Origin of the sequence: Streptomyces sp. URMC 124, from assembly GCF_051386455.1 — a bacterium.
Classification (GTDB): domain Bacteria; phylum Actinomycetota; class Actinomycetes; order Streptomycetales; family Streptomycetaceae; genus Streptomyces.
In genome coordinates this window covers 1-15080 of record NZ_JBPQTS010000016.1, presented here as the reverse complement: position 1 = coordinate 15080, position 15080 = coordinate 1, and the positions used below count along the sequence as shown (strand labels likewise).

Here is a 15080-nt window from a genome sequence, read left to right as displayed (position 1 = left end):
CGCTTGTGGGTGGCGGGAGTTGGCCCGCTCCTTGTCCACAGGAGGGGGTTCCTCCACTTTCTTTGTCCACAGGCTGTGCGTGAAATCTGTGGACGCCGGAATCGAACGTTCCGTCCGCTTCTGTCCTTCGCCGTGTATTCCTTGGTCAAACCTCGCCCAGCCACTCATTCGGGTGGTATCGACTCGCTCCAAAGGGTTATTCGCAGACATTCCGCTGACGTCGGAGCTGCGGGCAGCTCGATCGAGGGAACCTAGGTGCTGTGGATGACGGCCCTATGGCTAGAGCGATTTGTCGACCTTGACCGATTCGCAGAGCGGAGCGGGTCCCTCACTCTGTCGACTTATCCCCAGGTCGAGAAGCCCCTGTGGATAACTCTGGGGATGTCCGCGCCGACGGCTACCGTCGAGGCGTGGACATCAACGACTCCCACGCCGCCCAGGACTGCGGGGGCGGCTCCCGCTTACGCGCGGCCGGACCGGGTGCGGCCCGCTCAGGCCCGGCCGTCCTGGCAGCGCACCAGCCAGTCCGCCGCCGTCACGAACTCCTCGTCCGACGTGCCGTAGCGCGCCGGGCCCACCTCCGCCGGATCCACACCCGCCCGGGGATACGAGCCGAGGAAGCGCACCTGCGGGCAGATCCGCTTGAGCCCCATCAGCGCCTCGCCGACGCGCCGGTCGGTGATGTGGCCCTCCGCGTCGATCGCGAAGCAGTAGTTGCCGATGCCCTCGCCCGTCGGGCGGGACTGGATGAGCATCAGGTTCACCCCGCGCGTCGCGAACTCCTGCAGCAGCTCCAGCAGGGCGCCGGGGTGGTCGTCGCGCAGCCACACCACGACGGACGTCTTGTCCGCGCCCGTCCGCGCCGCGGGCCGCGCCGGACGGCCCACCAGCACGAACCGGGTCTGCGCGTTCTGCGCGTCGTGGATGTCGGTGACCAGCGGCTCCAGCCCGTACGTGGCCGCCGCGAACTCCCCGGCGAACGCGGCGTCGAAGCGCCCCTCCTGCACCAGGCGCGCGCCGTCCGCGTTCGAGGCCGCCGACTCCCAGAGCGCGTCCGGCAGATGCGCGGCGAGCCACTTGCGCACCTGCGGCTGGGCCACCGGGTGGCCGGTCACCGTCTTGATGTCCGACAGCCCGGTCCCCGGGCGCACGAGCAGCGCGAAGGTGATCTGCAGCAGGACTTCGCGGTAGATCATCAGCGGAGTGCCGGTGGCGAGCTGGTCGAGCGTCGCGGTGACGCCGCCCTCCACCGAGTTCTCGATGGGCACGAGGGCGGCCGCCGCCTCGCCGTTCCGCACGGCGTCCAGCGCCGCCGGCACGGACACCATCGGCACCAGCTCCCGCGTCGCCGCCTCCGGCAGCGTCCGCAGGGCCGCCTCGGTGAACGTGCCCTCGGGGCCGAGATAGGTATAGCGGCTGGCCGACATCACGCTGGCTCCTCGATCGTCCGGGGACTCGCCACGATACCGAGCGCCCCGATACCGGGCGCCCCGGTGGCGGGCCCGGCCCGCTGAGCGCGGGCCCGGTGCGTCCCCGGTGGCGAGAGCACGGCCGGGCCCCGGCCGGCCCTCAGCCCTCCAGCAGCCGCTGCCCCACGTACTCGCCCGGCGCACAGCCGCCCGGCACCGCGTAGAGGCCGCTCGACTCGTGCCGCAGGAAGCGGGAGAGACCGTCACCGCGGTCCAGCTTCCGCTGCACCGGCACGAAACCCTTCAGCGGGTCCGCCTGCCAGGCGACGAACAGCAGGCCCGCGTCCGGAGCCCCGTCATCGAGGAAGCCGTCATGGTAGGAGAACGCCCGGCGCAGCATCGTCGCGCCCCGGTTGGACGCCGGCGACGCGACGCGGATGTGCGCATCGCCCGCGATCGCCAGCGACCCGTCCTCGCTGAACTTGTTGAGGTCGACCGGCGTCGTCTCCGTGCCGCCGGACAGCGGCGCCCCGTCCGACTTGCGGCGCCCGATCACCTTCTCCTGGCGCTCCAAGGAGAGGTGGTCCCAGCTGTCGAGCAGCATGCGAATGCGCCTGACCACCGCGTACGAACCACCCGCCATCCAGGCGTCCGCGCCGCTGCGGTCCGCCGGCACGTAGACCTTGTCCGCGAAGCCGGGGTCCGAGGGCTTGGGGTTGTTGGTGCCGTCGACCTGGCCCATCAGGTTCCGGGCGGTCATGGGCTGTGCGGTGGCCCCCGGCGTCCGGTTGAAGCCGTTCATCTGCCAGCGCAGCCGTGCCGCGCTCCCGGCCTGCTGCTGGAGCAGGCGCAGCGCGTGGAAGGCGACGAGCGCGTCGTCGGCGCCGATCTGCACCCACAGGTCGCCCTCGCTGCGCTTGGGGTCGAGCGCGTCGGCGGTGAAGGCGGGCAGCGGCTCCAGGGCGGCGGGCCGCTTCGCGGCGAGGCCGGTCCGGTCGAAGAACGTACGGCCGAAGCCGAAGGTGACGGTCAGCGAGCAGGGGCCCGCGTCGAGCGCGACACCGGAGTCGTCGCCGTTCGGCGTCCTGCCGGCCATGAGGTCGGCAGCGGTCGCCGACCACCGCCGCAGCAGCGCGGCCGCGGCCTTGCGGTCGGCGCCCGGCGCGAGGTCGAAGGCGGCCAGATGGCCGCACGTCTGCGCGGGATCGGCGATCCCGGCCTGGTGCGCGCCGTGGAAGGGTCTGGACGCGGAGCCGACGCCGTTCAGCGGGGCCGGGTCCTTGCGTACGGTCTCGGTGGCGAACGCCCCGGCCGCCCCGCCGGCGACGAGCCCGGCCGCGCCCGCGGCGCCGGCCGTGCCGAGCAGCCGGCGGCGGCTGACGCCGTGCGCGCCGCGGGCCGGCGCCGGCCGGCCGTGCTGCTCGCCCCGGCCGGGGCCGGCCTTCGCGGCACCCGTGCCTCCCGCCGGGGTGGCGGCCGCCGCGGTGGAGGCCTCGGCTTCCTTCACGGCCTTGCCGGCTTTCGCGGCCTTCGTGGCCTTCGCGCTCTTCACTGCCTTTGCGCTTCTCACTGCCTTGGCGGGCTTCCCGGCCTGCGGGGCCTGCGCGGCTTCCCTGGCTTTCCCGGCCTGCGGGCCCTCGGAGGTCTTCTCTTCGTCCTGGGATCGTTCAGTCATCAGTTGATCTTCACGTTCCTGATCTCCGTGATCTGGTCGATGTCGGAGGTCCGTACGGTCAGGGTGAGCTGCCACTCGCCGGCCATGGGCAGCTGGAAGCCGGAGGCCTGCCAGCGGCCGGCCGGGCCGCGCCGGAGAGACGTGCGCAGCGGGCCGATGTTCTTCCGCGTCTCGGTGAAGGACACCTCCAGCTCCGGTACGTCGACGGCCTTGCCGGCCGGGTCGGTCACGGAGACGTCGAGGGAGTTGTTGCCCGAGCGCGCCGGGTCGATACGTACGACGGCCGTGCCTCGCCCGTTCGTGCCCCCGGTGTCGTACGGGATCTTCACCTCGGCCGGGCCCGAGGCGTTTGGAGCGGTGGTCCGGGGGCCGCCGGAGGAGGCCGCCTGCCGCTGTTCGGTCTCGGCCCGCCCGGGCTGGGTGCCGGTGAGGAGGGTGGTGACGGCGAGCAGGACGACGGCGACCCCGGCCTCGGCCAGGACGGCGCGCCGCAGCCCGCTGCGGCCTTCGTCCGCGTCGCGCTTCCGCTGCCCGGCGGCCTTTTCCAGGGCCTCCCGCTGGCGTGCGAGCTGGGCGGCCCGCTCGGGGGAGGTGTCCTTGTCGATCCGGGAGGAGCCCGCCGCCTTGGCGGCACGACTCTGCCCGGCTGCCTTGGCCTGAACCGCCTTGGCCTGGACCGGCTTGGCGGACGGGGCCTGCTTCTTCGCCGCCGGGCGGTGGTCGGTGAGGCGGCCCGTCCAGCGCCGCGAGAAGGAGGCGAGGCCGACCATGCCCACCACGAGCGCGACCTTGAGGAGGAGCCAGCGGCCGTACTCGGTGCCGGTGAGCGCGCCCCAGGAGCCGACCTGCCGCCAGGACTGGTAGAGGCCGGTCGCCACCAGCACGCACACCGAGGCGAAGGCGAGCCGGGAGAAGCGCTGCACGTCCGCCCGCCGGATCGGCTCTCCCGCCCACAGCACGGCCAGCAGCGAGGCCAGGCCGCCCAGCCACACCCCGACCCCCAGGAGGTGCAGGACGTCCACCGGCATCGCGAGCCACGGCTGCAGGCCCGCGGAAGCGTGCTCGGCCATCGCCCAGGTCGCCGCGAGCCCGACGGCGACGACGGCGCCGCCGATCGCGAGCCCGTAGGCGACGTCACGGCGCTCCATGTCCGTGCGGTCGCCGTCCTCGCGGGCGTACGAGCCGAACAGCACGGCGAGGAAGACCGCGGCGGCGCTCAGCAGCAGCAGGCGGGAGAGCAGCGCCGCGCCGGGCTTGGTCGCCAGGACGTCACCGAGGAGGGAAAGGTCGAAGGCGGCGCCGAGGCCCTTGCTGCTCGTGTACGGGCCGCGCAGCAGCAGGAGCGCCGAGGTCGCCGCGAAGAGGGTGATCCAGCCGCCGACCGCGATGCGCTGCACCGGCCGCGAGGAGCGGCACACGCCCGCGAACACACAGCCGCCGACGAGGAGGAGGTAACCGGCATAGGCCGCGTAGCGCCCCGTGGTGTAGAGAGTGTCGACGACCGGGCCGGCCCGGGCCGTCGTCACTTTCGCCGCCGTCTTCGACGGCGCGCCTATGGAGAAGGTGAAGGCCCCGGCCACCGGGTGGCTGTCCGCGGAGACGGCCTGCCAGGCCACCGTGTAGGTGCCGTCGGCGATTCCGCCCGCGAGTCCGACCGACGCGGTGTTCGACTTGCCGTCCACGTGCGCCGGCTTGCCCTCGTCGACCCGCTTGCCCTGCGGGTCGAGGATCCGCACCGAGTCTGCGCTCAGCAGGACGCCCTCGGAGAAGGTGAGCGCGACGCGCTTCGGCGCGACGGGCACCACCGATCCGGAGGCCGGGTCGGTCGAGGTCAGCGCGGCGTGCGCCGAGGCGCCGGCCGCCCCGGGCCCGAGCGCGCAGAGCAGCGCGGCGAACAGCGTGCCGAGGACCGGCAGCAGCCGCCCGGCGGTCAGGGTCTTCATCGCACGTCAGTCCTTGGGACGGAACGTCGTGGACTCCACCGGGACCTTGACCTTGACCGGTCCGGCGGTGGCGAAGTGCAGCGTGAACTCGATCTTCTCGCCGACCTTCGGCTTGTGGTCGAGCTTGCCGAGCATCAGGTGCGAGCCGCCGCGCGCGAGCTTCAGCTCGCCCTTGGCCGGCACGCCGAGCGCGGCCGCGTGCTTCATCTGCGAGCCCTCGGTGGTGTGCATGGTGATGTCACCGGAGAGCGGGCTGGTGACCTTGGTGAGCCGGTCGGCCTTGTCGCCGTCGTTGCTGACGGTGAGGTAGGCGGCGGCCATGTCGGTCATCGCGGGCTGCGGCAGGTAGGCGCCGCTGACCGAGAGCTGCGGCTTGCCGGACGCCAGGGCGTCCTTCTCGGACTGGCAGCCCGTGAGCGCCAGGAGTCCTCCGGCGAGGACGAGCGGCAGGGCGGCGGCGGTGGCGGCGGTGGTCTTGCGCATTACGGGTTCTCCCCCTTGATGATCTTCGGGAGATCCTTGGAGTACTGGTCCTTGGTGGTTTCGGTGGTGTATATCCAGTGGCCGCCGTCGTCCTTCGGCGAGAAGCCGACCACCTCGGCTCCGTGGCTGACGGTGATGGAGCCGTCCTTCTCCTTCTTCGGCTTCTCCACGAAGATGCCGATGCCCTTCGCGGCCGCCTGGATGGTGGCGAAGTCACCGGTGAGGCCGACGACGTCCTGGCCGCCCTGGGCGTCCAGCCACTCGCGCATGCGCTTGGGCGTGTCGCGCTCCGGGTCGGTGGTGACGAAGACGACCTGGAGCTTCTCCCGGTCCTCCGCCGACAGCGTCTTCTCGGCCGCCGCGATGTCGGCGACGACCGTGGAGCACACGTCGGGGCAGTAGGTGTAGCCGAAGTAGAGCAGGAGCGGGCGCCCCTTGGTCGCGTTGACCAGCTCGTACTTCTTGTCGTTCGTGTCGGTGAGGACCAGGTCCGGCTTGGTCTTCGGGGTGTCGAGGGTGATCGCGGCCTTCTTCGGCGCCGCGGAGACGTCGGCCAGGGGCTTGTCGCCGCCGTCGTCCGAGCCGCCGCCGCAGGCGGTCAGCGTGAGCGCGGCGGCCGTGGCCAGGGCCGCGCCCAGAATGCGGGTGCGCATGGAGCTCTTCTCCAAAAGAGGGGTGGGTGGTGCGGGGCGGGGCGCCGGTCTCGGTCAGGGGCCCGGCGCCCGCCCTTTCCGTGCGTCAGGCAGCCGAGCGGCGGCGTCCGGCGAGCACGCCGAAGGCGACGCCCGCCGCGCCCACCACGATGCCGACGACGCCGAGCGTGCGGGCGGTGGTGTCGGAGCCGCCGTTGCCCTCGTCCGACTTGGCGGACGCGTTCTCGGCCTTGTCATCGCCCTTGCCGTCGCCCTTGGCGCCGTCCTTGGCATCCGTCTTCTTGCCGTCGGCGGCGGCCTTGGCGACGAGCTTCAGGGTGGGCGCGGGGTGCTCGGCCTCGGCGCCGCCCGGCTTGGACGGGTCGATCCAGCGGACGACGTCGTCGTCGGAGTACGTCTGCAGCGCCTTGAAGACCAGCTCGTCGACGTCCTCGGGCAGCTTGCCGACGGACAGCGGGAACTGCTGGAACTGGCCCGGCTCGATCTTGCCGCCGGACCAGGTGATCTTGGTGACGGCTTCCTCGATCGTCTTGCCGTGCGTCTGCAGCGGCTTGTCCAGCTTGCTCTTCTCGACCTTCACCTCCCAGCCGGGGACCGGCTGGGGCATCACCGAGGAGAGCGGGTGCTTGGCGTCGAGGGTGACCTCGAGCTTCACGGTCGAGGCGTTGTCCTTCTCGTTCGGCACCTTGAAGGCGATGGTGCTGTAGCCGCCCTTCTCGGCGGTGCCGGGCTGCACGCTGACGTGCGCGGAGGCGGGACCGGCGAGGAGCAGGACGGCGCCGGCGGCGACGGCGCCGATGACGGGGAGGCGCCGGCGAGCGGTCGTGGCGTTCGGGCGAGCGGTCGTGGCGTTCATGGGGACACTCCAGAGGCAGGAGGGATCGGTGAAGAGGGGTGGCACGCGTGCGGGGGCGACGACCGTGCGACCCGTCCTCCTGCCCGGGATGCGCCCCCGCGTACGGGTGGGCGCGAGCGCGCGCGGAGCGGGAAGTGCCCGGCTGCTCGAAGGGGTGAGGGGAGAGAGTGCCGCGTCGTCAGGCCGCGAGGGCGAGGGCCGGCGGGCCCCGCCTGATCACGAAGTGCTGGAGCGCCGGTTCCGTCGCGGGCCGCTCCTCGTCCCCGGACGGACGCGAACCGGCGACCGCCGGATTGCCGGCAGCCGGCTCCCTCAGGGTGCCCACGAGCGCGAAGGCGGTGCGCAGGGCCCGTACGAGAGAGGTCTCCGCGACCTCGCGCGCGGACCGCTCCGAGAGCGCGACCGCCCGCCACAGCGCCACCTCGCCGCGCCGCAGCAGCCAGCCCGCTGCGAGCGCCGCGAGCAGGTGGCCGAGCAGCATCGGAAGCGAGAGGGGGAGTGCGTCGAGCAGCGAGCCGGAGGGCATCCCGGAGGACATTCCCGAGTGCGTTCCGGAGCCCGCGCCGGCGAGCGCCGCCGCCTCCGACTGCTGCAGCGGGTGCACGGCCGGATCGAGGCCCGCATCGGTGATCACGCGGCGGGCGTCGGACGGGGACATGAGGTGCGGCTGGTTGCAGACCAGCTTCGAGGCGAAGCTGATCAGCCGGCCTTCGGTGACCGTCTGCCGCGGCGCCGCTCCGGCGCCCTGCTGGCCGATGCCGAAGAGCGTGTGCAGAGCGAGCTGCCCGGCCGCCAGTCCCGCGGCGATCGACGGCAGCGAACGCTCCCGTCCCGCCAGCGGAACGGTCACGGCGAGCACCGCCAGGAAGCCGGCCGCGAGGGTCCACAGCGGCACCTTCGCGCACGACGCCAGCACGTGCCCGCCCGCGGACAGCAGAACACAGACCGCGGTGAACACCGCGGCCCGGATCAGTCGCAGATCGGCGCCGACACGCGCGACGGGGTGAGGCATGGCTGCGCCATCATCCCACCGGGCTTACTCCTCCCCTACGGCAGGGGGCGCTCGTTCTCCACCCGGCGGGGGCGCACCGGCGCACTCCCGTCCACCGCCATACACCGATGCATCGACCGGGCGCGTCGTCCGAATGAGCGGTCTCACACGCTCCGGAGGCTTACGGGGTGTCAGCGCTGGCTATACGTATCGGTATGTCGAGCCGCGGCCAGGAGGCTGAGCATGAGCATTTGGTGGTCACTCCATCTGCGGCGGGAGGCCGCGAGCGTTCCGCTCGCGCGGCGGTTGCTGGTCGGCGCGATGGAGACGGCCGGCGTCGACCCCGATATCTCCTATGATCTTTCGCTCGCCCTGAGCGAGGCGTGTGCGAACGCCGTCGAGCACGGAGGCGACTCCTCCACGGGCTATCTCGTGACGGCCTTCATCGACGGCGACACCTGCCGGATCGAGGTCACCGATTCCGGCCCGGGCTTCCCGGAGCAGCCCCGCCCGCACGAACGCCGCCGGCAGCGCCCGCAGCCGCCGCGGCCCCTGGCCCCCGCCGAGGACGAGCACGGCAGGGGCCTCTTCCTTATCGAGTCGCTCACCGACCACGTCCGCGTGCGCAACCGCCCGGGCCGCCAGGGGGCCGTGGTCACCTTCGACAAGATCCTCAAGTGGAGAGAGGACGGGGCCCCGGCCCTGCTGCGCGCATCGTGACGGTGGTCGTTACCGCAGCCGTACCAGTGGTCGTCGTGACGGCGGCCGTCACTCGACGGTCAGCGGCACCGGGTGGACCTCGGTGACCGGATGCCCGGCCTGGGCGTGGACGCGCTTGACCGCGTCCGCCGAGGGCGCCTCGGACAGGCAGTAGACGGTGCCCGACTGCGGGTCCGCCCAAGCCCGCTCGAAGTGCACGCCCTCCTCCGCCTCGATGGCCAGATCCCTGCGGTGCGCTTCCTGAAGCTGATCGGCAGTGATGCCCTTCATGCCGTGATGGACGTCCATGAACTTGCTCATGGCTCCCACACCTCCCTGGGGTGCGCCCTATGGAGCCATGATGCGCCGCGGTCCCCCTGCAGACCACTGCAGGGGGACCGCGGAAAGGCCACACCGCACCGCACGGAAGCGGGAGCGGGAGCGATCAGCCCTTCAGGGACGCCATCCACGCCTCGACGTCCGCGGACGTCCGGGGCAGCGCCGCCGACAGGTTCCGGTTGCCGTCCTCGGTCACGAGGATGTCGTCCTCGATCCGGACGCCGATGCCGCGGTACTCCTCGGGCACCGTGATGTCGTCCGCCTGGAAGTAGAGGCCGGGCTCGACGGTCAGGACCATGCCGGGCTCCAGGACGCCGTCCACGTACGTCTCGGTACGGGCGACCGCGCAGTCGTGCACGTCCAGGCCGAGCATGTGGCCGGTGCCGTGCAGGGTCCAGCGGCGCTGCAGGCCGAGCTCCAGGACGCGCTCCACCGGGCCCTCGACCAGACCCCACTCCACCAGCTTCTCGGCCAGCACGCGCTGCGCCGCGTCGTGGAAGTCGCGGTACTTCGCGCCCGGCCTGACCGCCGCGATGCCGGCCTCCTGCGCCTCGTACACCGCGTCGTAGATCTTGCGCTGGAGGTCGTCGTACGTGCCGTTGATCGGCAGCGTGCGGGTGACGTCGGCGGTGTAGAGGCTGTGCGTCTCCACGCCCGCGTCCAGCAGGAGCAGCTCGCCGGAGCGGACCGGGCCGTCGTTGCGCACCCAGTGCAGGGTGGTGGCGTGCGGGCCGGCGGCGCAGATGGAGCCGTAACCGATGTCGTTGCCCTCGACGCGGGCGCGCAGGAAGAACGTGCCCTCGATGTAGCGCTCCGAGGTGGCCTCGGCCTTGTCGAGCACCTTCACGACGTCCTCGAAGCCGCGCACGGTGGAGTCGACGGCCTTCTGCAGCTCGCCGACCTCGAAGGCGTCCTTCACGAGCCGCTGCTCGCTGATGAAGACGCGCAGCTCCTCGTCGCGCTCGGCGGTGACCTTGTCGCTCAGGGCCTCCTCGATGCCGGCGTCGTGGCCGCGGACGGCGCGGACCGGGCCGGTGGCCGCGCGCAGCGCGTCGGCGAGCTCGCGGACGTCCGCGGCCGGCAGGCCCAGCAGCCGCTCCGCCTCGGAGAGGCTGTGGCGGCGGCCGACCCACAGCTCGCCCTGGCCGTCGAGCCAGAACTCGCCGTTCTCGCGGTTGGAGCGGGGCAGCAGGTAGATCGTCGCCCGGTGGCCCTCGGCGCCGGTCGGCTCCAGGACGAGCACGCCGTCCTGGGTCTGGTCACCGGTGAGGTACACGTACTCCGTCGAGGCGCGGAAGCTGTACTCCGTGTCGTTCGAGCGGGTCTTCAGGTTCCCGGCCGGGATCACCAGGCGCTCCCCGGGGAAGCGCGCGGAAAGCTCGGCGCGGCGGCGGGCCGTGTGCGGCGCCTGCTCGACGGGCTGCAGATCGCGCAGCTCGGTGTCGGCCCAGCCGGTCTTCATGTTTGCGGCCAGCTCGTCGGAGACGGCGGGGTAGAGGCCGTTCTTCCGCTGCTTGATCGGCTCGTCGCCTTCGGGGTTCTCGGGCGCGGGCTGCTGCTCGGTCACTGCTCTCCTCCTCGGACGGGGCGCTTTCCATCGTATGTGCGACCGAAATACGAGGAAACTACGAGGGAAAACCGAGGAAACCGGGAAAGGGGGCAGGAGGGGAAGGCGGCAGGACCGGAGGGGCGTGGTCCGGAAGGGCGGGGTCCCGTCACTCGAGGCGGGCCCCCGTCACTCGAAGTGGGCGGCCAGCAGCACGACGTCCTCGCTCCCGTCCCAGGCGCTGGAGGCGCTGGAGGCCCTGGAGGCGCCGGACGTGCCCGGCGCCGGGGCGCCGTCGCCGTTCTCCTGCGGCAGCATCGTGCGCAGCACGTGCTCCACCAGGGCCTCCGGGTCCCGGCGCGCCGCCTTGGGCGCGCCCGCCGCCGCGGTGCGCAGGCGCGCGAAGGCCCGGTCCATCGGCCGGCCGGTGCGGTGCAGCAGCCCGTCGCTGTAGAAGAGGAGCGTTTCTCCGGGGGCGGGCTCGATCTCGACGCTGGGCGCCTCCCAGCAGGCGAGCATCCCGAGCGGTGCGGACAGCGACGTCTCGACGAACTCGACGCGGTGGTCGCCGACGATCAGCGGTGGGCAGTGGCCCGCCCCCGCCAGGAGGACCTTGCGTTCGGACGGCTCGCAGTACGCGAAGAGCGCCGTCGCGGCGCGGGACGGCTCGGTGAGCCGCAGCAGGAGTTCGAGGTCGGAGAGGACCGCGACCGGATCCTCCCCTTCCATGACGGCGTAGGCCCGCAGGGAGGCCCGGAGCCGGCCCATGGCCGCCACCGCACCCGGACCGGAGCCGCTGACTCCGCCGACGGCCAGGCCCAGCGCGCCCTCGGGCAGCGGCAGCGCGTCGTACCAGTCGCCGCCGCCGAGCGGACCGGTGCGGTGCCGGACGGCCAGCCGGACGCCCGGCGTCCGGGGCAGCCTGCTGGGCAGCAGCTCCTCGCGGAGCGTCGCCACGGCCTCCCGGGCCTCGGCCAGTTCGAGCTGGCGGGCGAGGTGTTCGGTGGCGTGGTCGCGGTAGAGGCCGACGAGGCGGCGCTGGCGCTCGGTGGGCTCGGCCGGCTCGTCGTACAGCCAGACGGCCGCGCCGATCCGGCCCGCGTGCTCGGTCTCCAGGGGGACGGCGTAGCTCGCGCCGTAGCCGAGGCGGGCGGCGACCTCGCGGTGACGGGGGCCGAGCCCCTCGTCGGAGGCGACGTCGGGGTGGGCGGTGCCCGTGCGCGAGCCCGCCGGCGGAAGATCGTCGAACAGGCGGCCGTACGGGCCCGGGCCGGCCGCCCCTCTCTCCCCGGCCTCCTCGGCACTCCTCTCGGCGCTCTCCTCGACGCTGGTCTTCCCGCCCGTCTTCGGGGCAGCTGAGGCCGCTGGGGTGACCGGGTCGGCCGGGTCGGCCGGGTCGGCCGGGTCGGCCGGAGTGACCGCGGTGGTCGGGGCGGCCGGGGCGGCCGGGGCAGCCGGGACGGCGGGAGCCGGCGAGGCCGGGATGGTCTCGATGTGGCCGAGGTCCGCGTGGTCCAGGCCGAAGCCGACGGTGACGGGGTGGTCGCGGCCGGGGCCCGTGGCGGGGTGCAGCGTGACCAGGCCGCGGCGGGCGCCCACGAGCGTCGCACCCGCCCGCAGGGCCTCGTGCAGGGCGGCGTCGAGGGTGGTGGTGCGGGTGAGCCGCTCGGTCAGCTCCTGGAGCGTGGTGAGGTCGGAGATCCAGCCTGCGAGGCGGTCCTGGACGAGCGCGTTGGGGGCGGGGAGGGAGGGGCCGGGGAGAAGCGCCGGGCCGGAGGAGCCGGACGGACCGGGGGAGTCGGAAGCGGCGGACGGGTCCGTGGAGTCGCCTGCGCCTGCTGAGGCGTCTGCTGCGAGGGCTTCGGAAGCAGCGGGGGAGAGGGAATCTGCTGAGGAGGCGGCGGATGCGGGGGCGGGAGTCTGCGCGGGAGCGGAGAGCGGAGGATTGATTCCGGCCACTTTCGGCAGGTGGGGCGTGGTCATGGCCGGCTACCCGGACCGGGCCGCGGCGCGGGGGGCCGGGCACTCGTGGGCACCAGGGCTCGCGGCACTTTGCCGCTCCCTCTTGACCACCGTCTTGACCTGTGTTTTCTCATGAATAGCATCGCAAACCCCCTGTCGCGTTGCGCGCTATCGGTGCTCCACATGTACACGCCCGGGCAAGGAGATGTCCAGCATTGAACCGGTGGGATTGGTGGTGTCTATGGGGTTTCAAAGTTGGCCGGAAAATGGTCCGGAGGCCATGGATTTGCGGTCGACTGACGTTGCTCGACAGCGCGTCATATCCACACCGGTGGGTACGTACACGAAGAAGGGCAGGGGCAGTTGGGGCCGCCCCGGAACCCGGCGGCGGGCCCGAGCGTCTTAACCGGCGACGGCCGCGCCCGCACCCGAGGGCGATGGGGAGACCCATGCCGCAGGCGAGGGGCGACAGGCTCAGCACGAAGCGCCATACGCGCGCCACCCCCCGCCATGTTTCACGCTCGGCCCGTGGCGTGATGCGCTGCGTTGTACAAGCAGTGGCTAGTGATCCACGTGGTGTGCCGGCTTGGAAAGAGCCCCGGCGTGTTGAGCGGCGCGCCATGTCGGGCCGTAGTGCCATGGAGTTCGGACGCGGCCCGAGTGCAGTTCAGGTGCAGTTCCAGTAGGCAGTCCCGCAGTGCCGCAGTCCGCAGTGCCGCGCAATGATCAGCAGGACCGCGCAAGGTCGTGCAGAGCCTTGCAGTGCCCCGGAGGTCTTCGCGGCACGGCCGGTGCGCCGGCCCGTTGCTCCGGCGTGCCGGTGGGGCCGTTCGGCGCAGCAGTGCAGCGAGTTCCATCCGTACCACCCGTACGGCCGCGTAAAACCGCAAGACAGCCGCAAGTAGCCGCAAGACAGCCGCAAGGCATCCGCAAGAAGCCGCAGGGCAGCCGTAGGGCAGTCGCAAGACAGCCGTAAGGCGGTCACAGAGCGGCCGCAAGCCCGCCGCAAGGCGGTTCAGCAGTGCATGTAATGCGTGCAGTTCATCAGCGTGATCCGGCCCCTGCCACCGGCAGGGGTCCCGACTTCGGCGTTTACGGAAAGGAACGAGCGCTCATGCGCGAGATCCTCGGAAGGCGACGCAAGCTCTCGCTCAGGCGAGGCGACCGGTCCGCGGTCCTCACCGCGGCCCTGGCCTATGCCACCGAATGGCAGTGGCCCGTGCTGCCCGGCGTGGGCCTGCGGCCCGACGGCGGGCGCGTGCGCCGGTGCAGCTGCCCGCAGCCCGACTGCGCGGCCCCCGGCGCCCACCCCTTCGACCCGGGGCTGCTGGCGGCCACCACGGACGCCCGGATGGTCCGCTGGTGGTGGACCAACCGTCCCGACGCACCCGTCGTGCTCGCCACGGGCGGGCGTGCGCCCTGCGCGGTGAGCCTGCCCGCCGTCGCCGGCGCGCGCGCCCTGACGGCCTTCGACCGCGCGGGCATCCGCCTGGGCCCCGTGGTCGCCACCCCCACTCGCTGGGCCCTGCTCGTGGCCCCCTACTCGCTCGAGGTCCTCGGCGAACTGCTCCACCGTCAGGACTGGGTGCCCGGTTCGCTGCTCTTCCACGGGGAGGGCGGTTTCGTGGCCCTGCCGCCCTCGCCCACGGGGGCGGGCCGGGTGCGCTGGGAGCGGGCGCCGCAGCCCGCCGGACAGGACGGCCCGGCCGGATCTGTCAACGGTGCCTCGGGTGGCGGGATCCGTACGTTCCGAGCGGATCGAGCGGAGCGCGCGGAGCGTAGGGAACGTACGACCCGGTCCACCGTTCCGTGGCTGCCGGACGTGTCCGCTCTGGTCGACGTCCTCGTCGAGGAGAGCGCGGGTACCGGTACGCCGGGCGGCGGCAGCCGGCTCGCCTACTGACCCTGACCGCAGGGATGCGGCGGGGCGCTCCTGAGGGCCCGTGAGAGGCCTTGGGAAGCGCTGGTACGAGCACACGGAGAGCGCGTACGGACGGGAGACGCACGCGCTCTCACTCGTACGGGTGTAAGCCCGTCCGAGTTCTGCGGGATTCCACCGCGCGGCCCCGGGGCGAGCCCTGTCCCGACCGCTATGTTCAGGGGTGAGGGCCTGTGCCGGGCGATGCCGGCCGGGCCCGGTCGAACCGAGGCCGGGGTGTCCCGAGCCCGTCCCAGCCGTCCCCGCGATCCATTCAGCGTCCGCGCGGCGAGTCTCAGGTGGTCCCCATGGAGCGTGCGTCTGCATCCGGTGTGCCCGAAGTGTCCGGTACATCAGGTATGTCCGGCGGGTCGAGTGTGCCCGCGGAGCCCGGTCGGAGCGATGACCGGGCCGGGGAGTCGCGGGGCGCCAACCTCCGCATGGTCGCGCTGGCGAGCGCCGTGGCGCTGGCCGTCGTGCTGCCCCTGGCCGCCGCCACGGCCGGGCCCGCGGGCCTGCCGGGGCCGGGGCCGGAGGCGGCGCGGGGGGAGCGCCCCGGGAAGCACCCGGGGGCGGCCGACGGCGCGATGCGGGGGGAGACGGCGG

Annotated in this window: 12 protein-coding genes; 2 read left to right on the top strand and 10 right to left on the bottom strand. The window is 72.9% G+C overall.

Going from position 1 to position 15080, the window contains the following annotated elements; genetic code table 11:
* Positions 1–491 precede the first annotated feature (491 nt).
* The 7 genes from pheA to ACSNOG_RS05320 form a co-directional block, all read right to left on the bottom strand.
* A complete protein-coding gene (gene pheA / locus ACSNOG_RS05350; protein ID WP_436751392.1) occupies positions 492–1427 on the bottom strand; it encodes a prephenate dehydratase in 936 nt (311 codons plus the stop codon).
* 142 nt (positions 1428–1569) lie between these two features.
* Positions 1570–3084, bottom strand: coding sequence for an iron uptake transporter deferrochelatase/peroxidase subunit (gene efeB / locus ACSNOG_RS05345; RefSeq protein ID WP_436751355.1), 1515 nt, complete (start codon positions 3082–3084; stop codon positions 1570–1572).
* The gene (locus tag ACSNOG_RS05340; RefSeq protein WP_436751354.1) at positions 3084–5027 is read right to left on the bottom strand and encodes a copper resistance CopC/CopD family protein; all 1944 of its coding nucleotides are present in this window, start codon (positions 5025–5027) and stop codon (positions 3084–3086) included. The genes efeB and ACSNOG_RS05340 overlap by 1 nt, the downstream gene beginning before the upstream one ends.
* A 6-nt stretch (positions 5028–5033) precedes the next feature.
* Positions 5034–5510, bottom strand: coding sequence for a copper chaperone PCu(A)C (locus ACSNOG_RS05335; RefSeq protein ID WP_436751353.1), 477 nt, complete (start codon positions 5508–5510; stop codon positions 5034–5036).
* The gene (locus ACSNOG_RS05330; RefSeq protein WP_436751352.1) at positions 5510–6163 is read right to left on the bottom strand and encodes an SCO family protein; all 654 of its coding nucleotides are present in this window, start codon (positions 6161–6163) and stop codon (positions 5510–5512) included. Before ACSNOG_RS05330 ends, ACSNOG_RS05335 begins: the two co-directional genes overlap by 1 nt.
* Before the next feature lie 85 nt (positions 6164–6248).
* A complete protein-coding gene (locus ACSNOG_RS05325) occupies positions 6249–7019 on the bottom strand; it encodes a YcnI family copper-binding membrane protein (RefSeq protein ID WP_436751351.1) in 771 nt (256 codons plus the stop codon).
* A gap of 178 nt (positions 7020–7197) precedes the next feature.
* Positions 7198–8031, bottom strand: coding sequence for a hypothetical protein (locus tag ACSNOG_RS05320; protein ID WP_436751350.1), 834 nt, complete (start codon positions 8029–8031; stop codon positions 7198–7200).
* Between the two features lie 222 nt (positions 8032–8253).
* On the opposite strand from ACSNOG_RS05320, the gene ACSNOG_RS05315 reads away from it, so the two are divergent.
* Positions 8254–8730, top strand: a complete 477-nt coding sequence (locus ACSNOG_RS05315) for an ATP-binding protein (RefSeq protein ID WP_436751349.1) — start codon at positions 8254–8256, stop codon at positions 8728–8730.
* 48 nt (positions 8731–8778) lie between these two features.
* Here the strand turns inward: ACSNOG_RS05315 and ACSNOG_RS05310 are convergent, their stop codons facing one another.
* The 3 genes from ACSNOG_RS05310 to ACSNOG_RS05300 all read right to left on the bottom strand — a co-directional run bounded on the left by ACSNOG_RS05310 (position 8779) and on the right by ACSNOG_RS05300 (position 12577).
* Complete coding sequence (locus tag ACSNOG_RS05310) at positions 8779–9030, bottom strand: SCO4226 family nickel-binding protein (RefSeq protein WP_436751348.1); 252 nt, start codon at positions 9028–9030, stop codon at positions 8779–8781.
* 124 nt (positions 9031–9154) lie between these two features.
* Positions 9155–10615: an aminopeptidase P family protein gene (locus tag ACSNOG_RS05305; RefSeq protein ID WP_436751347.1), complete on the bottom strand. Its 1461-nt coding sequence runs from the start codon at positions 10613–10615 to the stop codon at positions 9155–9157.
* A gap of 168 nt (positions 10616–10783) precedes the next feature.
* Complete coding sequence (locus ACSNOG_RS05300; protein ID WP_436751346.1) at positions 10784–12577, bottom strand: PP2C family protein-serine/threonine phosphatase; 1794 nt, start codon at positions 12575–12577, stop codon at positions 10784–10786.
* Between the two features lie 1093 nt (positions 12578–13670).
* On the opposite strand from ACSNOG_RS05300, the gene ACSNOG_RS05295 reads away from it, so the two are divergent.
* Entirely contained in the window at positions 13671–14459 is a 789-nt protein-coding gene (locus ACSNOG_RS05295) for a bifunctional DNA primase/polymerase (RefSeq protein WP_436751345.1), read from the top strand.
* Positions 14460–15080 lie beyond the last annotated feature (621 nt).